This is a genomic window from Streptomyces sp. NPDC090077, assembly GCF_044747545.1.
In the GTDB taxonomy this organism is placed as follows: Bacteria; Actinomycetota; Actinomycetes; order Streptomycetales; family Streptomycetaceae; genus Streptomyces.
Genome location: NZ_JBIVEG010000001.1, coordinates 508,027 through 524,042 on the forward strand (window position 1 = coordinate 508,027; position 16,016 = coordinate 524,042).

The following is a 16,016-nucleotide window of genomic DNA, read 5'->3' on the forward strand; positions in this document are numbered from 1 at the left end:
CCGCACAATAGGCGACGTCCTGCTCTGCCATGGGGCTCCCGGACCTCGTCCGGCCGCGTCTAGACCTCGTCGCGGACCAGGGAGAGGAGCCGGTCCAGGACGCGGGGGCCGCCCGCGCGGACGCCGTCGTGTTCGAACTCGTCCGTCACCCAGGTGCGCAGGCCGCGCACGGCCCGGGCCGTGGCCAGGGAGTGGGCGGTGTCCACGTACATGTCGTCGTGGTAGACGGCGGCCGCCACCGGGACCTCGTTGGCCGCGAGCCGGGCCCGGTCGTACAGGGGCTGCCAGCCGGTGCGGGAGGCCAGGTGTTCGGCGGTCTCGCGGAGGGGGGCGAGGGCCGGGTCGGTGGTGAAGTGCCAGGGGTGGATGGTCTCGCCGGTGAACAGCACGGGGGCGTCGCCCGCGAGGGCCTTCGCCGCGTCGAAGCGGGGATGCGCGGCACGGACCCGTTCGGCGGCCCACCCGGTGGGCACCGCCGGGTCCTGGGCGTAGATCGACTCGTGGAGCAGGGCGTAGAGGGGGTGGCCCGCGAAGGAGAGGTGGGCGTGGACGGCGTACAGGAAGGCGTCCGAGAGGACGGGGCCCGCCGGGGTGGTGACGAAGGCGTCCTCCAGCAGGTAGTGCAGCTCGTGGCTGCCGTCGCCGGCGCCGAGGACCAGGCCGAGGGACTGGAAGGCCTCGACGGTGAGCCGGTGGCCGCCGGGGAGTTCGGCGGGGCGCTCGGCGAGGTGGGCGGCGATGCGGCGGGCGCGCTCGACGTCCATGGGGTAGCGGGCGTAGTGGGCGTCGTTCTTGCGCTCGATGCGGGGGTACGCGGCCTCGTACACCTCGGTCGCGGTGGCGTCGAGGGAGGGCAGTCCGCCGGTGATCAGTGCGGCGGCCAGGCCCTCGGGCGCGGTGGAGAGGTAGTGGGTGGTGCAGAAGCCGCCGAAGCTCTGGCCGAGCACGGTCCAGGGGGCGCCGCCGGTCAGGGCGGGGCGGATGGCCTCGGCGTCGCGGACGATGGAGTCGGCGCGGAAGTGGGTGAGGTGGGCGGCCTGCTCGGCGGGGGTTCCGCGCGCGGGCAGGGTCTGCCGGTTGACGGGGGTGGAGCGGCCGGTGCCGCGCTGGTCCAGGAGGAGCACCCGGTAGTCGGCGAGGGCCCGCTCCAGCCAGGCCTGTCGTCCGGTGAACCGCCGGGCCCCGAAGCCGGGGCCGCCCTCCAGGTACAGCAGCCACGGCAGCCGCTCGGGGTCCTTGTCGTTGGCCACCACCTCCCGGGCGTACAGCTCGATGCGCTCCCCGTCGGGGCGGTCGTGGTCGAGCGGCACGGTGAAGTGGTGGTCGGTCAGGACGACACCGGGCTGGCGGTAGCTGCGCGGGAGGGTCACGGACGGCCCCTGGGGTGTGGGTGCGGATCCCCTCCCCCGCACCGTCGCCGGATCGCGGCGGGGCCCGGGACCGGGGCTGACGTCCCGGCCGAGTCTAGGCCGTCCCCTCTCCGGAGCGACCCGGGTCCGGGCCGGCCGCGCGGGCCGGCCCGGACCCGGGTCAGTGGATCGTTGGGTCAGCGGGTCAGCGGGTCAGAACTCGACCACCGAGCGGAGCACCTCGCCGCGCTCCATGCGGGCGAAGGCCTCCTCGACCCCGTCGAGCGGGATGGTCTCGGAGACGAAGGCGTCAAGGTCGAGCCGGCCCTGGAGGTAGAGGTCGACCAGCAGCGGGAAGTCGCGCTCGGGCAGGCAGTCCCCGTACCAGGAGGACTTCAGCGCGCCGCCGCGCCCGAACACGTCCAGCAGCGGCAGTTCGAGCTGCATCTCCGGCGTCGGTACGCCGACCAGGACCACGGTGCCGGCCAGGTCGCGGGCGTAGAAGGCCTGCCGGTAGGTCTCGGGGCGGCCGACGGCCTCGATGACCACGTCCGCGCCGTTCCCGCCGGTCAGCTCCTGGATCGCCTTGACCACGTCCTCCGTGCGCCCGTTGACGGTGTGGGTGGCGCCGAGGCCGCGCGCCCACTCCAGCTTCCGGTCGTCCAGGTCCACGGCGATGATGCGCGAGGCGCCGGCCAGCCGGGCCCCGGCGACGGCCGCGTTGCCGACTCCCCCGCAGCCGATGACGGCGACCGAGTCGCCGCGCCCGACGTTGCCGGTGTTCAGGGCCGCGCCCAGGCCCGCCATGACGCCGCAGCCGAGCAGTCCGGCGGCGGCCGGGGAGGCGGCCGGGTCCACCTTGGTGCACTGTCCGGCGGCGACGAGCGTCTTCTCGGCGAAGGCGCCGATGCCCAGGGCCGGGGAGAGCGGGGTGCCGTCCTCCAGGGTCATGGGCTGGGTGGCGTTGTGGGTGTTGAAGCAGTACCAGGGGCGGCCGCGCTTGCAGGCCCGGCAGGTGCCGCACACCGCGCGCCAGTTGAGCACCACGAAGTCGCCGGGGGCGACGGAGGTGACGTCGGGGCCGACGGACTCGACGACGCCCGCGGCCTCGTGGCCGAGGAGGAAGGGGAACTCGTCGTTGATGCCGCCCTCGCGGTAGTGCAGGTCGGTATGACAGACCCCGCAGGCCTGGACCTTGACGAGGGCTTCGCCGGGCCCCGGGTCGGGCACGAGGATCGTGGTCGTCTCCACCGGTGCGCCCTTGCTCCGCGCGATGACCCCTCGTACGCGATGTGTCACGTCGTACCCCGTTCTGTTCGGATCGGTCTGACCGGTCTGACCGGTCTGGATCATCGAACGTACACGGGCGCGGCCCCCCAAGGGAGTTGTGCGGGCCTCCGCGTCACCCGCCGCCTCCGGTTCCGGCCAGGTCCGCCGGTACGGACGCGCGCAGCGCCGCCGCGAAGGCGGCGACCGCGGGGTGGGCGGCGGCGCCGCTGCGGAAGGCGACCTTGGTGCGGCGTTCCATGTGCAGGCGGGTGAGGGAGACGGCGGGGTCCGGGGGGCCGGTCACGCCCAGCTGGGGGACGACGGCCACCCCCTGCCCGGCCGCGACCAGGGCGAGGACGGTGTCGAACTCGTCGACCTGGTGCCGGATCCGGGGGGTGAACCCGGCCGCCTGGCAGGCGCGCACGGTCATGGCGTGGCAGAGGGTGCCGGGCGTGGCGGTGATCCAGGGCGCGTCCTGGTGCGTACGCAGGACCGCGCCCTGGTCGGAGCCGGTGCCCGGGGGCGGGCCGGCGGGGGCGGTCCCCGGGTGCGGGGCCGCCAGGTACATCGCCTCCCCGTACAGGGGCCGGGTGGCCAGCCCCGGCTCCGGGGGCGCGGGAACGAAGTCGTACTCGTGGACCAGGGCCACGTCCAGGTCCCCGGCCCGCAGCGCGTGCGCGACGGCCGCCGGGTCGGTCTCACGGACCTGCGGCTCCAGACCCGGGTGGCGCCGGGCCAGGTGGACCAGGGCGGCCGGGACGATGGCCCGGGTGGCGGTGGGGAAGGAGCCGACGCGCAGGACGCCGGCGAGGCCGCTGCGGGCCTCCGCGAGGTCGGCGTCGGCCTGCTCCAGGCGTTCCAGGACGGCCTCGGCGTGGCGTACGAGGTTGTGGGCGGCCGGGGTCAGGCGGACGCGGCGGCCGGTGCGTTCCAGCAGGGGCAGGCCGGCTTCGCGTTCGAGGACGGCGAGCTGCTGGGAGACGGCGGAGGGGCTGAAAGCGAGGGCCTCGGCCACGGCGGCGATCGTGTCGCGACGGGCGAGTTCCCGCAGGAGGCGCAGGCGGCGGACGTCGAGCATCGGCTCAGCTTACGCTTTCGATAAGAAAAGCGAACTGGATTCGGCGCTCGGTCCGGGCGAAGCTCTTCTGCATGCGACAGGAAACGGCACAGGCCGGGCAATCCACCGATGGCACCCCTTTCACCCTCGACGGGATCCACGTCCCGCTCGTCACCCCCTTCACGCGCGGCGGCGAGGTCGCGGCCGAGGCGCTGGAGGCCCTGGCCCACGAGGTGCTCGACGCGGGGGCCGCCGGGATCGTGGCCCTGGGCACGACCGGGGAGACCGCCGCGCTGGACGGGGCGGAGCGCGACCTGGTCACCGGGATCTGCGCCCGGGTCTGCGGGGAGCGGGGCGTGCCGCTCACGGTGGGGGCGGGGGCGAGCGGTACCCGGGCGAGCGAGGCGGCGCTGGCCCGCCTGACACGGTGGCCCGAGGCACGGGCAGCGCTGGTGACCGTGCCGTCGTTCGTACGGCCCTCGGCGGCGGGGGTGCTGGCGCATTTCACTCGGCTGGCGGAGGTGAGCCCGCTGCCGCTGATCGTCTATCACATCCCCTACCGGACGGGGCAGCCGCTGGACGCGGACGCGCTGCGAGCGCTGGGCTCGCTGGCCGGGGTGGCCGGGGTCAAGTACGCGGCGGGCGGGATCGACGCGGAGACGGTGTCGCTGCTGGGCCGGCTGCCGGACGGGTTCGCGGTCCTGGCCGGGGACGACGCGTACGCGTCCCCGATGCTGGCGCTCGGCGCCTCGGGGGCGGTGCTCGCCTCGGCCCATCTGGCGACGGAGCGGTTCGTGGAGCTCGCGGCGGCCTGGGGGGCCGGCGACGCCGGGCGCGCGCGGGAGCTGGGGCACGCGCTGGCGCGGGTGTCGGAGGCGGCCTTCGCGGAGCCGAACCCGGCGGTGGTCAAGGGCGTGCTGCACGCGCAGGGCCGGATCCCCACCCCGGACGTGCGCCTGCCCCTGCTGCCCGCCTCCGGGCGGGCGGTGGACGCCACCCTGGAGGCACTGGCCGCCCTCTGAGGGTCCCGGGGCGGGTACACCGGAGTGCAGAATATCCACTTTAGGCCGGTTTACCGCTCTCGCGCCGCTCGCCCGAATCAACAGCATCGGGGCGCCAATTGACCGTATTGGGCGAGGCGGCCTCAAACCTCCCGGACCCGTGATGTGAGTCACGCGGACCCCTTCAACATCAATTCACCCGGAACGGCCGGTTCCCTTTCCCCGGAAAGGAAATCGGCCTTTTCGCGATCTCGCCTTCATGGTCATTCTCCGGACGGGGTCCCGGAAGTCGATCTATCGGGGGAATTCGTGTCTTGTTCCCGCCCGTCGCACTCGCCTACGGTCACCTCACTCCCCGCGGCCGACTGCCGAATCCGGCCGCCGCCGGGGCTTCCCCGTACCCCCACGTGAGGAACAGCGCCATGCCCCGACAGGGAAAGCACCGTCGGCCGAAGCAGCACTGGATCACCCGCAAGCTGGCGGTCGCCGGCACGGGTGGAGCGGCCCTCGCCCTCCCTCTGATCAGCGCCACCACGGCCGGGGCGACCGGCACGCAGCCGGCCTCGCTCGTCAAGGCGTCGGTGGAGAAGGCCGTCGCGGTGAAGCCGGCCGCGGTGAAGCCGGCCGTGGAGAAGTCCGCCGCGGAAAAGGCGTCCGTGGAAAAGGCGGCGGCGTCCCTGACCTATTCGGTGGTCGGCGGCGACACCCTTTCGAAGATCGCGTCCCGGCATTCCGTGAGCGGCGGCTGGCAGGCCCTCTACGAGGCCAACCGGAACGTCATCGGCGCCGACCCCTCGGTCATCCGCCCCGGCCTCAAACTGAGCATCGGCGCGGCGGCCCGCGCGGCCGCGGCGAAGCCCGCCGCCAAACCGGCCGCCCCCGTCTACGCGAACAACCTCGACGGCTGGATCCGCCAGTCGCTGGCCGTCATGGCGAAGCACGGAATTCCCGGCAGCTACAACGGAATCCACCGCAACGTGATGCGGGAGTCCTCGGGCAACCCCCTCGCCATCAACAACTGGGACATCAACGCGCAGAACGGCATCCCCTCCAAGGGCCTGCTCCAGGTCATCGACCCGACCTTCCGCGCCTACCACGTGCCCGGCACGTCCCTGGACTCCTACGACCCGGTCGCGAACATCACGGCGGCCTGCAACTACGCCGCCGCCCGCTACGGTTCGATCGACAACGTCAACGGCGCCTACTAGCGGCGCCCGGGCGCGGCCCTCAGAGCCAGCCCTGGCGGCGGGCCGCGCGGACGGCCTCCATGCGGTTGCGGGTGCCCGTCTTGCCGATGGCCGCCGACAGGTAGTTGCGGACGGTCGACTCGGACAGGTGCACCCGCCCCGCGATGTCGGCCACGGTGGCGCCGTCCGCGGCGGCGTTCAGCACGTCGGCCTCGCGCGCGGTCAGCGGGTTGGGGCCGGCGCTCAGCGCGGCGGCCGCGAGCGCCGGGTCGATCACGGTCTCCCCGGCCAGCACCCGGCGGATCGCGACGGCCAGCTCCTCCACCGGCCCGTCCTTGACGAGGAACCCGGCGGCCCCGGCCTCCATCGCACGGCGCAGGTAGCCGGGACGCCCGAAGGTGGTCAGGATCAGCACCCGGCAGCCGGGGCACCGGACGCGCAGCTCTGCGGCGGCGTCCAGGCCGCTGAGTCCCGGGAGTTCGATGTCGAGCAGGGCCACGTCGGGCCGGGCCTCCAGCGCGGCCGGCAGGATCTCGTCGCCGGCCCCCACCTGGGCCACGACCTCGATGTCCTCCTCCAGCCCCAGCAGCAGGGCCAGCGCGCCGCGCATCATGCCCTGGTCCTCCGCCAGCAGGACCCTGATCATCAGCTCTCCCCGTCCCCGTGTTCGTGTCCGGTCCGTTCCACCGGAAGTTCGGCGGTGACCCGGAAGCCGCCGCCGGGGACCGGGCCCGCGGCGAGCGTGCCGCCCGAGGCGGCTAGGCGTTCGCGCAGGCCCGTCAGCCCGCTGCCCGCCGGGGCCGAGCCTACTCCGGCGCCGTCGTCCGTGATCACCAGCCGGGCCCGCTCCGCGGTGCCGTGCAGTTCGATCTCGCAGCCGGAGGCCCCGCTGTGGCGGACGGCGTTGGTGGCGGCCTCGCGGACCACCCAGCCCAGCAGGGCCGCCGTCTGCGGGGGCAGCGGGGGCCCGGACTGGCGTACGACGGGCTCGATGCCGGCGGCGGTCAGCGCGGCACGGGCCCGGTCGAGCTCGGTGGCCAGGCTGGCCTCGCGGTAGCCGGTGACGGCCTCCCGGATCTCGGTGAGCGCCTGGCGTCCGACGGCCTCGATGTCGCGCACCTGCCCGAGGGCCGCCCCCATGTCCCGGGGCGCGATCCGGCGGGCCGCCTCCGACTTCACGACGATCACCGACAGGGTATGGCCGAGCAGGTCGTGCAGGTCCCGGGAGAAGCGCAGCCGCTCCTGGTCCACGGCGGCCCGCGCCAGCTCCTGCCGGGTCTCGCGCAGTTCCCGCACCGTCTCGGCCAGGGCCAGGATGGCGGCGGTGACCATGCCGGACAGGAAGGTCCCGTAGACGATGCCGAGCGCGTCCCAGCCCTCGTGCAGACCCGACACCACCCCGGCGACGGCGGTGACGGCGAACATCACCGGGCCGAGCCGGCGGCCGCGCACCACCGCGCCGGTGGCCAGGCCCAGCAAGGGGAAGAACAGCAGCCAGTCGTCCCCGTAGGCGCCCGCCATGGCGCAGGTGACCGCGGCCAGCGCGGCCAGGCACCAGCGGGTGGCGGCGGCTTCCCGGGCCTCCTTGTGGAAGGCCCGGAACACCAGGGTGACGTAGAGGGAGTTGAAGGCCAACAGGCCGGCCGCGCCCACCCAGGGGTTGGGCGTCTCGCCGTGGACGATGTTGGAGATCGCGCCCATGCCCAGGAGCAGCCAGGGCAGCAGGGTGAAGGCGTTGGGCGGGCCCATCGGACCGCTGCCGTAGTCGGGGGCCTCGCCCCGGGCCTTGCGGGCCTTCTCCGCCACCCGCCACTCGGCCTTGCGCGCCTCCCAGTCCGCCTTCCGCGCGGCCTTCCGATCGGCCTTGCACTGCCGCTCCGTGCGCTCTCCGCCCCGCATGTCCGTCCCCCGTTCCGTGGTCATGCCGCCCTCGCGGGCCCGTTCCGTCATGCCCCTCACGCTAGGGAGCGGGGCGGGGGCGCCGGCAGATCCGCCCGTACGGTCCTCGGCAGTACGAATGTCACCGGTACGGATGTCACCGGTTCCGCAGCGCGCGGAACAGGGTGCCCACGGGCGCGGCCAGTCCGTAGCCGACGTCCTTGCGCAGGGCGCCGGTGCCGGCCTTCTCCACCGCGGCCAGCTGGTGCCCCATCAGCTCCGTCATGGCGGCGACCACCGGGCGCAGGCCGGGCTCGGTGAGGTCGAGGACGCCGCCGGCCGCGGCGAGGGCGGTGCGCGCGCGGTCGCACTCGGCGGCGAGGAGGGCGCGCACCGCCGGGGTGTCGCGGGCCCCTTCGAGGTCGGCGCGGGTGACGGAGTGCTCGGCGAGGCGGGAGCGCGGGATGCAGAGCCGCCCCTCGGCGAGGTCTCCGGCCAGGTCGGCGAGGAAGTCGACGCGCTGGGCGGCGTCCACGAAGGCTCGCCATGCGGCGGCCTGGGCGGGGTCGGGCCCGCCCCGGTACTGGAGTCCGGTGAAGACCGTGATCCCGGGCCAGGCGTAGGCGTCGAGGTAGGCCTGGAAGTCCTCCTCGCCGTCGAAGCCGTCGAAGCCGGCCTCGGCGGTGGCCGCCCCGTCGAGGAAGCGGGTGATCCAGTGGCCGGGCAGGCCCCTGGCGTCGACGGCGTGGGCGTAGGCGCGCAGCAGCGGGTCGGGGCTGTCGCCGGTCGTCAGGGCCGACTCGACGCGGCCGGCCAGCGCGGCCAGTCCGGCGGCCCGCTCGCCCGGGGTGCCGTTCTCGGCCACGTCGTCGACCAGGTTCATGAAGGCCAGGCCCGTCGCGAGCCAGGGCACCAGGGCCGGTGCGGCGAGCAGGCGCAGGGTCAGGTACGGGGCCGGTTCGCGGCGCAGCACCCGGCGGGCCGCGCAGGTGTGGTCGGCCCGCAGCCGGGGGTCGGTTATCCCGGCCTGGGTGAGGGTGCTGCGCCAGCTGGGCATCGTGGAACGTGCTCCTCGGAACGTGTCTGCCGTACGCGGCCGCGTGCGGGTGCGCGTGCGGGCGGGTGCGCGCGTACGGCTCCACGATGTCAGGAGCGGTACACCTTCTTCACGTTGCCCTGGGTGTCGGCGTACACGTAGCCGCCGCGTCCGTACTCGTCGGTGAGGTAGGGGCGCATGGAGGCGGTGGCGTCGAAGAGCCAGGGCTCGACGATGACGTAGCGGGACTTCGGCTTGGTGACGCCGAGTTCCTGCTGCGCCCGGTCCAGGAGGCCGGGCAGGGCGTCCCAGTTCACGGCCGCCATGTCGATGAGCGGCTCGTCCTGCTTCACGGTGCCGCCGGGGCCGTCGTGTTCGACCTGGCCGTCGCGGTACTCGTACCGGTCGTAGGTGTCGGCCCCGGGGGCGGTGGGGATGGAGGCCAGCACGTACCCCTCGTAGACGGTCATCTCCACGAAGGTGGTGGTGCCGGTCTTCTGCTTGAACGCCGCGAGGGCGGTGCGGATCCTGTCGGGCGTGAGCAGGCTGCCCTTGGCCGCCGCGGGGCTGCCCTGGGTCTTGGGGGTGGCCTTCGGGGCGACGTTGGCGGCCGTGCCGCCGGTGGCCGGGGCGGAGGCCGCGGGGCCCTTCGCGTCCGGGTCGCCGGACGTGCCGCCGGACAGGTACTGGACGAGTCCGGCCGCGCCGCCGGCGAGGGCCAGCACGAGGAACCCGCCGATCAGCGCGGCGCGCCGGCGGGCGGGGGCCGGGGCGGAGGTGGGCACGGGCGTGGTGGGCCCGTACGGGGAGCCGCCGCCGGGGGTGAAGGGCCTGGTGCCGGAGGTGGTGGGGGGCGGGCCGTAGGGTCCCGGGGCCTGCGCCTGGAACGGGGCCGGGGCGTGGGCGGCTCCGGCGGCCGTGCCGAGAGCGGCGCTCGCGCCCCGGAGCAGTGCTTCCAGCTCGGCGCCGTCGGGCCGCGCCGCGGGATCGCGTACGAGCAGCCGTTCCAGTACGGGTCCCAGCGGGCCCGAGCGCACGGGTGCCGGGATCGGCTCGTCCAGGACGGCGACCACGGTGGCCAGGCTGGTGGCCCGGCGCAGCGGGTGCGTCCCCTCGGCGGCCACGTACAGCATCATGCCGAGCGACCACAGGTCGGAGGCCGCCAGGCCCTCCTCGCCGCGGCACCGCTCGGGGGCGATGTACTCGGGCGAGCCGATCAGCACGCCGGTGGAGGTGAGGGCGGTCGCCCCGTGCAGGGCGGCGATGCCGAAGTCGGTCAGTACGCCCGCCCCGTCGGGCCGCAGCAGGACGTTGGCCGGCTTCACGTCCCGGTGGAGCACGCCCTCCGCGTGCGCGGCCCGCAGCGCGGAGAGGATGTCGAGCCCGAGCCGGACCACCTCGGGCAGCGGCATCGGTCCGGCGGCGAGCCGGTCGTGCAGGGAGCCGCCCTTGAGCAGCTCCATCACGATCCACGGGTGGCCCTCGGTGCCGGGCGCGGGCTCGACGATGTGGTGGATCGTCACCACGTTGGGGTGGGCGAGGCGGGCCAGGGCCCGTGCCTCGCGGATGGCCCGCTCGCGCAGCTGGACGGCGAGCTCCGGCTGCGCGGCGGCGGTGGCGGGGTCCGGCGGGCGCACCTCCTTGAGGGCGACCTCGCGGTGCAGTGCGATGTCGCGGGCGCGCCACACCGTGCCCATGCCTCCGGCGCCCAGGGGGCCGATGAGTTCGAAACGGCCGTCGATCAGCCGTCTGCCGGCCTCACTGTTCTCCATGGGCGGTCATCGTAGGCCCCGCCACCGTCAGCAGCGGAGGCGGTCCTCCGTCAGGGCGCCCTGCGCGGTGGACACCGTACGGTCGTAGCAGCCTCCGCCGATGCCCGACCCGTACAGGCGGTAGCGCTCCGTGGTGGTGCCGACGGCGTGCCGCTGGTCGCGCGGGACGTTGGCCGTGTACGAGGCGTCGCCCGTGTACCGGTCGTCGAGACGGGTGCGGCCGGTCTCGCGGCCGCCGCGCAGCGTGACGGTGTCGGCCCGGTCGCCGAGGGACAGGACGGTGCGCAGCCGGTCCCCGGCGCCGAGGGTGGTCTCGCCGTCCATGGTGTACGTGCGGGCCGTGCGGGTGGTGCGGTCGCCCCGGGTGACGCTCTCCTCGTCGGTCCAGCCGGCGGTGAGGGCGTCCCGGGTCTCGCCGTCGGTCCAGCGGTGCGCGGAGGTGTGGGAGACGGCCCGGGTGACGGTGGTGGTGACCCGGCCGTGTGAGGTGTCGAGGTGCCCGGCGACGGTCAGGCGGTGGGCGCCGTCGGTGTCCAGGCGGTGTTCGCCGCCCGGGGCGGCGGGGGTCCAGCGGGAGGAGCCGGTGGGCGCCCCCTCCTCGTGCCGGGTGAGCGCGCCGGTGACGACCTGGCGGCCGTGGTCCTGCCAGAGCAGCAGGTTGGCGGGGGTGCTCCAGCCGGCCTGGCCGGCCGGGACGCCGGCGACGGAGACCTCGACGCGGTGTTCGCGGCCGTCGTTGAGCAGGGCGGCCCAGGGGGTGAGGTCGTACACGATCGGCTGGACGTCGAAGGCGCGCGGGGCGGGGGTGACGTACCAGAGGAAGGGGTTGGACCAGCCGCCGGTCCACACGGTCGGGAAGGGCGCGGCCAGCCCGGCGAGCCGGCCGTCGACGGAGATCCGGACCTCGCGGTGGGGGCCGTCGGAGGCCTTGCAGGAGTAGGGGGCGGCGTCGGGCACGGTCAGGTACCAGTACTCCTCGCAGCCGCCGCCGGAGCCGGTGGCGTACACCTCGGCGAGGAGCCGCTCGGTGTTGCGCGGGGTCGTCACCGCCGGGGAGGTGAGCGGCAGGACCCGGTCGGGGGTGTCGGGGGCGGGGGCGTGCCGGTCGGCGGCGTAGAGGGTGAGGGTGACCTTGACGTCGATGACGCCGGTGTAGGTGTCGTTGACGACGTTGCCGATCAGCATCTCGACGGGGCCGGGGCGGCCGAGGACGTCGCGGTAGCGGGTGACGTCCTTCTCGACGGACCACTCGATGCCGTCGGGCGAGGGTTCGGGGGTGGAGGTGCGCAGGATCTCCACGCCGCCGAGGGTGAGGTTGCCGAGCCGGTCGTACTGGCGGCCCTTGACCTTGCCGTCGAGGCGCAGGACGGCTTTGGCCCAGTCGGAGCGGCCGCAGCCGGTGGGCGGGGTGTACGTGCCCCGGTAGGGGGTGAAGTCGCGGAACTGCGCCTCGGCGAGGGTCACCCGGCAGGACCGGGTGGCGGGGCGCACGACGGGCGGGGCGGCGGTGAGGGGGTCGTGCCAGTCGGTGCCGAACTCGGCGGGCGGGACGGGTCCGGCGGCCGGACCGGCGCCCGGACCGGCGGAGGCGGCCGGGGGTGCGGCCGCGGGGGCTCCGGCGGCGGCCGCGGGTCCGGCCAGGGCCCCGGCGGCGAGGGTGAGCGCGCCGAGCAGGCCCATGATCCTGTGTCGTCTCATGGGCCCGCAGTGAATCCCCTGGCGGCCCGCCGCCGCCAGGGCCGTGGCCGGGAGGTGGCGTGAAACCGACGGTGTCAGTGCCCGGCGGGCAGGAGGACGACGCCGTCGTCGTCCACGTACACGGTGTCGCCGGGGCGGAAGGTGACCCCGCCGATGGTGACGGGCTCGTCGACGGCGCCCGCGCCGGTCTTGCCGCTCTTGCGCGGGCAGGTGCCGAGTGCCTGGACGCCGAGGTCCAGGGCGCCGAGGGCGACGCTGTCGCGGACCGCGCCGTTGACGATCAGCCCGGCCCAGCCGGAGGCGTGGGCGGCGCCGGCGATGAGGTCGCCGACCAGGGCGGTGCGCAGGGAACCGCCGCCGTCGACGACGAGGACGGCGCCTTCGCCGGGGGTGTGGAGGAGTTCGCGCAGGAGGGCGTTGTCCTCGTGGCAGCGGACGGTGCGCACGGGTCCGGCGTACAGCTGCCGGCCGCCGATCCGGCGGAACGCGGTGGTGCAGATGCCGAGGTCCTCGCCGTGCTCGTCGTACAGGTCGGCGGTGGGGACTGGGGTGGTGCTCATCTGGTTCGGGGCTCCTCGCATCCGGTACGTCGCGCGGGGCCCAGCGTAGGCCAGGTGCTCAGCGGCGGGAGTTGCCGAAGAGGATGCGGTAGGCGACGAGCAGGACGAGGGAGCCGACGATGGCGGAGCCCCAGGTGGCCAGGTCGAAGAACTGGGCCTGGATCGGGCGGTCCAGGAACTTCGCGGAGAGCCAGCCGCCGGTGAAGGCACCGGCCACTCCGATGAGGGTGGTGACGATGAAGCCGCCCGGGTCCCGGCCGGGGAGCAGGATCTTGGCTATGCCGCCGGCCAGCAGGCCCAGGATGATCCAGCCGATGATGCCCATGCCGTTCACTCCGCTCTTCGTGTGCGTCTCTGTCCTTCAAGGACGCGGGCGGCGGCCGGGCGGTTCTCAGCGGTGGCGGGCGCGCCACAGTGCGGTGGCCGCTACCGCTCCCGCGACGGCGCCGACCACGGCGACGCCGCCCCGGGAGCGGTAGGAGAAGACGGAGAGGGTGGAGCGGGCCGAGAAGGCGGAGCCCAGGCTGAGCCAGGAGGCCGTGGAGCCGACGGAGAACCCGGATCCGAGGGAGGCGACGGAGAGGAAGCTGCCCGCCGAGCCGATGGACAGCACGGAGTTCCTGGACCAGAGGGAGAGGTACGAGCGGTCGGTCATGTGCGTCATGCTGTCACATGGCCGGCCGGTACGGCCCGGGTTTCGGCGGGCTGCGCGGCGGGCGCGGTACGGGTGAGCAGCAGGACCCCGCGGGTGGCCGCGAGCGCTCCGGCGGCGGCGAGCAGGATCCCGAGGGCGCCGCCCTGGAGGCGTTCGCCGAGCAGGATCATGCCGATGGCGGCCGCGGCGAGCGGGTTGGCCAGGTTGACCACGGCGAGCGGGGCGCCCAGGCCGCCCCGGTAGGCCCGCTGGGAGAGCAGCATCCCGCCGACCGCGAAGACCACCACCAGCACGGCCACGGTGATCACCCGCCCGCTGAGCAGGGACCCGCCCCGGCCGCCCGCGACGGCCACGGTCTGGGTCAGGGCGGAGGCGACGGCGGAGGCCAGCCCGGAGGCGGTGGCGTGGCGCAGCCCCGGGCCGGGGTCCTTGCGCGCGGTGAGCAGGAGGATCGCGGCGACGGTGGCTCCGGACACGGCCAGCGCCTCGGCCAGGGTGAGGGTGTCGTCGGGGGCCGGGCCGGAGGCGGGGAGCAGCAGCAGGCCGAGCCCGGCGACGGTGGCCAGGGTGCCCCGCCACTCGGTGGCGGCGACCCGGCGGCCGGCGCCGCGCGCGCCCAGCGGGACGGCGGCCACCAGGGTGAGCGCGCCCAGGGGCTGGACCAGGGTCAGCGGGCCGTAGCGGAGCGCGGCGGCGTGCAGCAGCGCGGCGGCGGCGTTCAGTCCGGCCGACCACCACCAGGCGCCGTTGCCGAGCAGGGCCCGGGCGCTGCGGGCGGTGGCCCGGCGGGCGAGGCGCTCCTGGGCGACGGCGGCGGCCGCGTAGGTGGCGGCGGAGGCGAGGCAGAGGGCGACGGCGAGGGCGGTGGCGTTCACCGGTCGCCTCCGGCGCGGACGGGTACGGGTGCGGGTGCGGGTGCGGCCGGGGCCGGGGCGGTCGCGGGGCCGTCGGCGGCTGCTTCCTGCGCGGCGGGTTCCCGCACGGCCGGGCGCGGGTGCGGCAGGCCGCGTACCGGCGGGGCAACGGCGGCGTCGGCGGTCTCGGCGGCCGGGCGCGGGACGAGCAGCAGGGCCGCGCCGAGCAGCAGGGCGGCGACGGCGGCGTCGACCCAGTAGTGGTTGGCGGTGCCCACGACCACGAGCAGGGTCACCAGGGGGTGCAGCAGCCACAGGGCGCGCCACCTCGACCGGGTCGCGGCGATCATCCCGAGGGCCAGCATCAGGGCCCAGCCGAAGTGCAGCGAGGGCATCGCGGCGAACTGGTTGGCCATGGTGTCGGCTTCCGGGGCGGCCCCGTAGACGCTCGGCCCGTACACCTGCGCGGTGTCCACCAGGTGCGCGGCGTCCAGCATCCGGGGCGGTGCGAGCGGGAAGGAGAGGTGCAGCACGAGCGCCGCGCCGGTGAGGACTGCGAGGACCCGGCGGGTCCACAGGTAGTGCCGGGGGCGGCGCAGGTACAGCCAGACCAGGAACAGGGCGGTCGCCGGGAAGTGCACGGCCGCGTAGTAGGTGTTGGCGGTGTGGACGAGGGCGTCCGAGTGGAGCAGCAGCCGCTGGACGGCGCCCTCGCCGGGCAGGTGCAGGGCGCGTTCGGCGTCCCATACCCGGCCGGCGTTGCGGAAGGCCTCGTCGGTGCGGCCCGTCGAGAGCGTCCGGCCCGCCTTGTAGACGGCGAACAGTCCCGCGACGAGCAGCAGCTCGCGTATGAGCCGGCGGCGCGCGTCGCTCTTCCCGGCCGGTGGCCGGTCCGGTGTGGTGTGGGAGGTCATCCCCCGGTCTCACTTCTTTCGGTTCCTATCGACACGCCAGTGTATCGATACATGGGCGTATCGATACGCTGGTGTCCCGATAAGCTCGGATGGCCGTACACTCGGAACACGGACCCGCCGCCGGATCCCGCGAGGAGGACCCCACCCCATGACGTCGACGCCGCAGGTCACCGCGCGCCGCTCCAAGATCACCCCGGAGCGCGAGCAGGAGTTCTACGACGTCGTCCTCGACCAGCTCCGCGAGCACGGCTACGAGGCCCTGACCATGGAGGGCGTGGCCGCCCGGGCCTGCTGCGGCAAGTCCACGCTCTACCGGCAGTGGAAGACGAAGCCGCAGCTCGTGGCCGCCGCCCTGCGCGCGAGCCGCGCCCGCCGCGGGGAGCGGACCCTCGCCGACGTGGACACCGGGACCCTGGCGGAAGACCTCCGCGAGGCCGCCCGGATCGCGGCGGGCACCTCGGGTCGCGACACCCGGCTCACCCAGGCGCTCGGGGTGGCCGTGCTCAGCGACGAGGAGCTCCAGGGCGCGCTGCGCGAGGCCCTGGTGGAACCCGAACTGGAGGCCTTCGGCGCGATCGTCGAGCGGGCCGTGGCGCGCGGCGAGCTGGCCGCGGACCATCCGGCGGTGGAGTTCCTGCCGGCGCAGCTGATGGGCGTCCTGCGGATCCGGCCCGTCCTGGAGGGGCGGTACGCGGACTCCGACTACCTGGTCAGGTTCGTGGACGCGGCGCTGCTGCCCGCACTGGGCATGCGCCCGCAGTCCCCCTGACCCCCTGAACCGGTGGG

Annotated in this window: 16 protein-coding genes; 3 read left to right on the plus strand and 13 right to left on the minus strand. The window is 75.0% G+C overall.

All coding sequences use genetic code 11. The annotated features are described in order from the left end of the window. Positions 1-59: 59 nt before the first annotated feature. From ACIPW5_RS02210 to ACIPW5_RS02220, 3 genes are all read right to left on the minus strand, one after another. Positions 60-1,370 (minus strand): alpha/beta fold hydrolase, encoded by a 1,311-nt coding sequence (locus tag ACIPW5_RS02210; RefSeq protein WP_401239102.1) that lies wholly within the window; start codon positions 1,368-1,370, stop codon positions 60-62. Between the two features lie 192 nt (positions 1,371-1,562). Then, positions 1,563-2,648 carry an S-(hydroxymethyl)mycothiol dehydrogenase gene (locus ACIPW5_RS02215; RefSeq protein ID WP_401239104.1) on the minus strand — a complete coding sequence of 362 codons (1,086 nt, stop codon included), beginning with the start codon at positions 2,646-2,648 and terminating at the stop codon, positions 1,563-1,565. A gap of 103 nt (positions 2,649-2,751) precedes the next feature. Continuing rightward, a complete protein-coding gene (locus tag ACIPW5_RS02220) occupies positions 2,752-3,696 on the minus strand; it encodes a LysR substrate-binding domain-containing protein (protein ID WP_401239106.1) in 945 nt (314 codons plus the stop codon). A 71-nt stretch (positions 3,697-3,767) separates the two neighbouring features. Here ACIPW5_RS02220 and ACIPW5_RS02225 point away from each other — a divergent pair, with 71 nt between their 5' ends. Together ACIPW5_RS02225 and ACIPW5_RS02230 are read left to right on the plus strand one after the other, a co-directional pair. Further along, complete coding sequence (locus ACIPW5_RS02225) at positions 3,768-4,697, plus strand: dihydrodipicolinate synthase family protein (RefSeq protein WP_401239108.1); 930 nt, start codon at positions 3,768-3,770, stop codon at positions 4,695-4,697. A gap of 401 nt (positions 4,698-5,098) precedes the next feature. Then, positions 5,099-5,884: a transglycosylase SLT domain-containing protein gene (locus tag ACIPW5_RS02230; protein WP_401239111.1), complete on the plus strand. Its 786-nt coding sequence runs from the start codon at positions 5,099-5,101 to the stop codon at positions 5,882-5,884. Between the two features lie 19 nt (positions 5,885-5,903). On the opposite strand, the gene ACIPW5_RS02235 is transcribed toward ACIPW5_RS02230, so the two are convergent. From ACIPW5_RS02235 to ACIPW5_RS02280, 10 genes are all read right to left on the minus strand, one after another. Next, complete coding sequence (locus ACIPW5_RS02235) at positions 5,904-6,509, minus strand: response regulator (RefSeq protein ID WP_401239113.1); 606 nt, start codon at positions 6,507-6,509, stop codon at positions 5,904-5,906. Continuing rightward, a complete protein-coding gene (locus ACIPW5_RS02240) occupies positions 6,509-7,762 on the minus strand; it encodes a sensor histidine kinase (RefSeq protein WP_401240068.1) in 1,254 nt (417 codons plus the stop codon). The genes ACIPW5_RS02235 and ACIPW5_RS02240 overlap by 1 nt, the downstream gene beginning before the upstream one ends. A gap of 136 nt (positions 7,763-7,898) precedes the next feature. After that, on the minus strand, positions 7,899-8,798 hold the full coding sequence (locus tag ACIPW5_RS02245; RefSeq protein ID WP_401239115.1) for a squalene/phytoene synthase family protein: 900 nt from the start codon (positions 8,796-8,798) through the stop codon (positions 7,899-7,901). 89 nt (positions 8,799-8,887) lie between these two features. Beyond that, positions 8,888-10,549, minus strand: a complete 1,662-nt coding sequence (locus ACIPW5_RS02250; RefSeq protein WP_401239117.1) for a serine/threonine-protein kinase — start codon at positions 10,547-10,549, stop codon at positions 8,888-8,890. Positions 10,550-10,576: 27 nt separating this feature from the next. Continuing rightward, positions 10,577-12,247 (minus strand): peptide-N4-asparagine amidase, encoded by a 1,671-nt coding sequence (locus ACIPW5_RS02255; RefSeq protein WP_401239119.1) that lies wholly within the window; start codon positions 12,245-12,247, stop codon positions 10,577-10,579. A 74-nt stretch (positions 12,248-12,321) separates the two neighbouring features. Further along, entirely contained in the window at positions 12,322-12,807 is a 486-nt protein-coding gene (gene rraA / locus ACIPW5_RS02260; protein WP_401239121.1) for a ribonuclease E activity regulator RraA, read from the minus strand. Positions 12,808-12,865: 58 nt separating this feature from the next. After that, the gene (locus tag ACIPW5_RS02265) at positions 12,866-13,132 is read right to left on the minus strand and encodes a GlsB/YeaQ/YmgE family stress response membrane protein (RefSeq protein ID WP_401239123.1); all 267 of its coding nucleotides are present in this window, start codon (positions 13,130-13,132) and stop codon (positions 12,866-12,868) included. A gap of 66 nt (positions 13,133-13,198) precedes the next feature. Then, positions 13,199-13,462, minus strand: coding sequence for a hypothetical protein (locus ACIPW5_RS02270; protein WP_401239125.1), 264 nt, complete (start codon positions 13,460-13,462; stop codon positions 13,199-13,201). 5 nt (positions 13,463-13,467) lie between these two features. Continuing rightward, positions 13,468-14,337, minus strand: a complete 870-nt coding sequence (locus ACIPW5_RS02275) for a DMT family transporter (protein WP_401239128.1) — start codon at positions 14,335-14,337, stop codon at positions 13,468-13,470. Beyond that, positions 14,334-15,230 carry a phosphatase PAP2 family protein gene (locus ACIPW5_RS02280; protein WP_401239131.1) on the minus strand — a complete coding sequence of 299 codons (897 nt, stop codon included), beginning with the start codon at positions 15,228-15,230 and terminating at the stop codon, positions 14,334-14,336. Before ACIPW5_RS02280 ends, ACIPW5_RS02275 begins: the two co-directional genes overlap by 4 nt. Before the next feature lie 148 nt (positions 15,231-15,378). Between ACIPW5_RS02280 and ACIPW5_RS02285 the strand changes: the two genes are divergently transcribed. Further along, the gene (locus tag ACIPW5_RS02285) at positions 15,379-15,999 is read left to right on the plus strand and encodes a TetR/AcrR family transcriptional regulator (protein WP_401239133.1); all 621 of its coding nucleotides are present in this window, start codon (positions 15,379-15,381) and stop codon (positions 15,997-15,999) included. Positions 16,000-16,016 lie beyond the last annotated feature (17 nt).

Bases quoted from the DNA above. Each gene is read 5' to 3' on its own strand.
- ACIPW5_RS02220 (WP_401239106.1), bottom strand. From the start codon at position 3,696: ATGCTCGACGTCCGCCGCCTGCGCCTCCTGCGGGAACTCGCCCGTCGC.
- ACIPW5_RS02225 (WP_401239108.1), top strand. From the start codon at position 3,768: ATGCGACAGGAAACGGCACAGGCCGGGCAATCCACCGATGGCACCCCT.
- ACIPW5_RS02230 (WP_401239111.1), top strand. From the start codon at position 5,099: ATGCCCCGACAGGGAAAGCACCGTCGGCCGAAGCAGCACTGGATCACC.
- ACIPW5_RS02235 (WP_401239113.1), bottom strand. From the start codon at position 6,509: ATGATCAGGGTCCTGCTGGCGGAGGACCAGGGCATGATGCGCGGCGCG.
- ACIPW5_RS02240 (WP_401240068.1), bottom strand. From the start codon at position 7,762: ATGCGGGGCGGAGAGCGCACGGAGCGGCAGTGCAAGGCCGATCGGAAG.
- ACIPW5_RS02245 (WP_401239115.1), bottom strand. From the start codon at position 8,798: ATGCCCAGCTGGCGCAGCACCCTCACCCAGGCCGGGATAACCGACCCC.
- ACIPW5_RS02250 (WP_401239117.1), bottom strand. From the start codon at position 10,549: ATGGAGAACAGTGAGGCCGGCAGACGGCTGATCGACGGCCGTTTCGAA.
- ACIPW5_RS02255 (WP_401239119.1), bottom strand. From the start codon at position 12,247: ATGAGACGACACAGGATCATGGGCCTGCTCGGCGCGCTCACCCTCGCC.
- rraA (WP_401239121.1), bottom strand. From the start codon at position 12,807: ATGAGCACCACCCCAGTCCCCACCGCCGACCTGTACGACGAGCACGGC.
- ACIPW5_RS02265 (WP_401239123.1), bottom strand. From the start codon at position 13,132: ATGGGCATCATCGGCTGGATCATCCTGGGCCTGCTGGCCGGCGGCATA.
- ACIPW5_RS02270 (WP_401239125.1), bottom strand. From the start codon at position 13,462: ATGACCGACCGCTCGTACCTCTCCCTCTGGTCCAGGAACTCCGTGCTG.
- ACIPW5_RS02280 (WP_401239131.1), bottom strand. From the start codon at position 15,230: ATGACCTCCCACACCACACCGGACCGGCCACCGGCCGGGAAGAGCGAC.
- ACIPW5_RS02285 (WP_401239133.1), top strand. From the start codon at position 15,379: ATGACGTCGACGCCGCAGGTCACCGCGCGCCGCTCCAAGATCACCCCG.